The following is a 3,268-nucleotide window of genomic DNA, read 5'->3' as shown; positions in this document are numbered from 1 at the left end:
GTGATCGAGCGCTGGAGATCGCGCAGGTGGTGCAGGAACTGCTCGCGGGCGCCGGCGGTCGGGTCGGTGAGCACGCTGCCCAGCGACGCGGTGGCCGCGCGCAGGTCGAGCCCGTAGGAGAAGCGGCCCTCGGCGCCGGTGACGACGATCGCGCGGACGTCCGGGTCGGCGTCGAGCGCCGCCACGACGGCGGGCAGCTCGGCGAAGAAGGCGGGCGCCATGGCCCGCGCGGTCAGCGACACCTCGGCCACGTGGGCGGCGGGGGTCTCGCGGTACACGGCGAGGGTCTCGAGGTGCTCGGGGAGGGCCGAGCCGGTCGCGGCCACGGACGTCGTCATGACCCGACTAGATCACCCGTGCGACCGGGCGTCCAGCGCGCTCGCGTCCGCCGCGCGCAGGACGCGGTCCAGTCCGGTCAGCCGTCCAGTCCGACGACCCGTCGACGCGGACCGCGAAGTCGGGACCGTCGCCGGGGCCGACGTCCATGTGATCGTGTCCCGCCGCACGGTGTGTCGCTCCGGCGCGCCCGCGGCCCCGTCGGGTGGTAGGCACCCGGCCCATGAGCGCCCTGACCTACGAGCACGCCCGCACCATCGTCGACGCGGCCCTCGACCACGGCCGGGAGGCCGGGTACAAGCCCCTCACCGTCGCCGTCCTCGACACCGGAGGCCACCTGGTCGCGCTCGGCCGCGCCGACGGGTCGGGCTTCCTGCGCCCGGACGTGGCGATCGCGAAGGCGCACGGCGTCATCGGCCTGATGATGGACAGCCGGGCGATCGCCGCGCGCGCGTCCGACTCCCCCGAGTTCTTCACCTCGGTCGCCGCCCTCGCCGGCGGGAAGGTCTTCTCCGTGCCCGGCGGGGTGTTCGTGTGCGACGCCGACGGCGAGGTCATCGGGGCCGTGGGCGCGTCGGGCGACGCGTCGACCGCCGACGAGGAGGCGGTCGTCGCGGGCATCCGGGCGGCCGGCCTGACCCCGCGGACGGGCGCCGAGGACTGAGGAGTCGGCCGGGCCGGAGTTGCTCCGGCCCGCCGTCGCCGTTACGTTGTATCTATGTCCGACACAAGCGGTATCTCAGCCGCCGAGGTCGTGTACCGCCACGTGAAGGACAGCGTGCTCACCGGCGAGCTCGAGGGCGGGCGCATGGTGAGCGAGGGCGAGGTCTCGACGACGCTGGGCGTGAGCCGCACCCCGGTGCGCGAGGCGTTCCTGCGCCTGGAGGTCGAGGGGTGGCTGCGCCTCTTCCCGAAGCGCGGCGCCCTGGTCGTCCCGGTCGCGCCGCACGAGATCGACGAGGTCCTCGACGCGCGTGCCCTGCTCGAGACGCACGCCGCGACGGACGTCGTCACCCGCCCCGACGATCTCGCCGCCCTCGTCGAGGCGCTGGACGCGGTGATCGCCCGGCAGCACGCGTCACTCGAGGCCGGCGACCTCCCCGGGTACACCGAGGCGGACGCGGAGTTCCACCGCCTCGTCGCCGACGCCGGGCGGAACTCCCTGCTCGCGGGCTTCTACCGGACGTTGCGCGAGCGCCAGCAGCGCATGACGGCCGACTCCGTGCGGGGCCGCAGCGCCGCGGCGGCCACCGTGCTCGACGAGCACCGCGAGCTGCGGGACCTCCTCGCGGCCGGCGACGTCGCCGCCTTCGGGCGCGCCCTCGTCACGCACCTCGACCACACCCACCGACGAGGAGGCACCCGATGACGGCGAGAGCCACGGTCCGACCCGATCCGACGCCCGGCCGCGTCGCGGGCTCGACGGGCTGGCTGCCGGTCGGGCTCGCCCTGTTCACCGTCGCCTGGGGCGGCAACCAGTTCACCCCGCTCATGGTCATGTACCGCGAGCTCGGCGGATTCTCGTCGGCGGTCGTCGACGTGCTGCTCGGCGCCTACGTGCTCGGGATCGTCCCCGGCATGCTCGTCGGCGGTCCGCTCTCCGACCGGTTCGGCCGCAAGCCGCTCATGCTCGCCGCCCCGCCGGTCGCGATCCTCGCGAGCCTCGTGCTCGCGGTGGGCGGCGACGTGGTGCCGGTGCTGTTCGCGGGCCGCGTCCTGGCCGGGGTCGCGCTGGGGATCGCGATGGCGGTCGGGTCGACCTGGATCAGCGAGCTCTCCTCGCTGCGGGGCGCGACGGCGACCGGGGGCGCGTCCCGGGCCGCGATGTCGCTGACGCTGGGCTTCCTGCTCGGCCCGGTGGCCGCCGGCCTGCTCGCGCAGTGGGCACCCTGGCCCGAGGTGCTCTCCTACGTCGTCCACGTCGTGGTGGGCCTCCCGCTGGGCCTCGTCGCGCTGCGGACCGCGGAGACGCTCGACCGCGGCCAGGCCCCCACCCGGCGGCTCCGCGACGACCTGCGCGTCCCGATCGGCGAGCACCGCGAGTTCCGGACGGTCGTCGCGCCCGTCGCGCCGTGGGTCTTCACCTGCGCGGGCGTCGCCTACGCCGTGCTCCCCGCGCTCGTGGCGCGGGCCGTCCCCGGGCGCGCCATCGCCTTCGCGGCCCTGATGACGGCACTGACCCTGGTCGCGGGGTTCGCGGCGCAGACCACGGCGAAGCGGCTCGGGCTCGCCGACGCCCGGGGCGGGATGATCGGCCAGGCCTTCGCCGCCGTCGGGATGGCGCTGGCGGCGGTCACGGCCGCCGCGCCGGGGATCGGGCTCGCGGTGGCCTCGGCGACGGTGCTCGGCGTCGGGTACGGGTTCGCGCTGGTCAGCGGGCTCGCGGAGGTGCAGCGGATCGCCCCGCCCCGCCACCTCGCGGGGCTCACGGCCGTGTTCTACGCGCTGGCCTATCTCGGCTTCGTCGTGCCGGCCGTCCTCGCGGTGCTGGCCGCCCTCGTGTCCTACAGCGCGCTGTTCGCGGGCCTCGGCGTCGTGGCGCTGGTGTGCCTCGTCGTCGTGGCGTGGGGACAGCGGGCGAGCGCGCCCTCCGGACGGCGCCTCGATCCCGCGTAGGCAACTGACCATGAAATCCTGCACGTCCCACCGCGCACCGTTCCATGATCGTCTGCCCGGTGCGGGCAGGATCCCGCTCCGGGTCGCCTAGGCCGTTGATCATGTCGAGGGCACCGGAGTCGTCCCGGTGCCCTCGGCATGATCACCTGCCTACGCGGTCGGCGACCGATCCCAGCTCGGCGCTACCGCTGCGACGGGTGCACCACGGCCTTGAGCGCCAGCGGATCGCGCCGCGCCGCGAGCAGCGCCCCGACGGCGTCGTCGAGCGGGTGGTGGGAGGTGACCATCGAGTCGAGCCGGATGCGCCCGGAGGCGG

The 3,268-nt window shown here is 75.3% G+C and carries 4 protein-coding genes; 3 read left to right on the top strand and 1 reads right to left on the bottom strand.

What is annotated here, in order from left to right:
* The coding region (locus tag AC0CYZ_RS12125; RefSeq protein ID WP_472215612.1) for an enoyl-CoA hydratase-related protein at positions 1-338 on the bottom strand (338 nt) is incomplete at its 3' end.
* Positions 339-559: 221 nt separating this feature from the next.
* Here AC0CYZ_RS12125 and AC0CYZ_RS12120 point away from each other — a divergent pair.
* From AC0CYZ_RS12120 to AC0CYZ_RS12110, 3 genes are read left to right on the top strand one after another with little or no spacing between them, the layout of a single operon-like run.
* Positions 560-1,000: a GlcG/HbpS family heme-binding protein gene (locus tag AC0CYZ_RS12120; protein ID WP_472215610.1), complete on the top strand. Its 441-nt coding sequence runs from the start codon at positions 560-562 to the stop codon at positions 998-1,000.
* Between the two features lie 54 nt (positions 1,001-1,054).
* Complete coding sequence (locus AC0CYZ_RS12115) at positions 1,055-1,705, top strand: GntR family transcriptional regulator (protein ID WP_472215608.1); 651 nt, start codon at positions 1,055-1,057, stop codon at positions 1,703-1,705.
* A complete protein-coding gene (locus AC0CYZ_RS12110; RefSeq protein ID WP_472215606.1) occupies positions 1,702-2,952 on the top strand; it encodes an MFS transporter in 1,251 nt (416 codons plus the stop codon). Before AC0CYZ_RS12115 ends, AC0CYZ_RS12110 begins: the two co-directional genes overlap by 4 nt.
* The last annotated feature ends 316 nt before the right edge of the window (positions 2,953-3,268 follow it).

The sequence above is a fragment of the Actinomycetospora sp. genome, from assembly GCF_055612215.1.
Note: the sequence above shows the minus strand (reverse complement) of the source record. Positions and strands in the feature narration are given on the sequence as shown.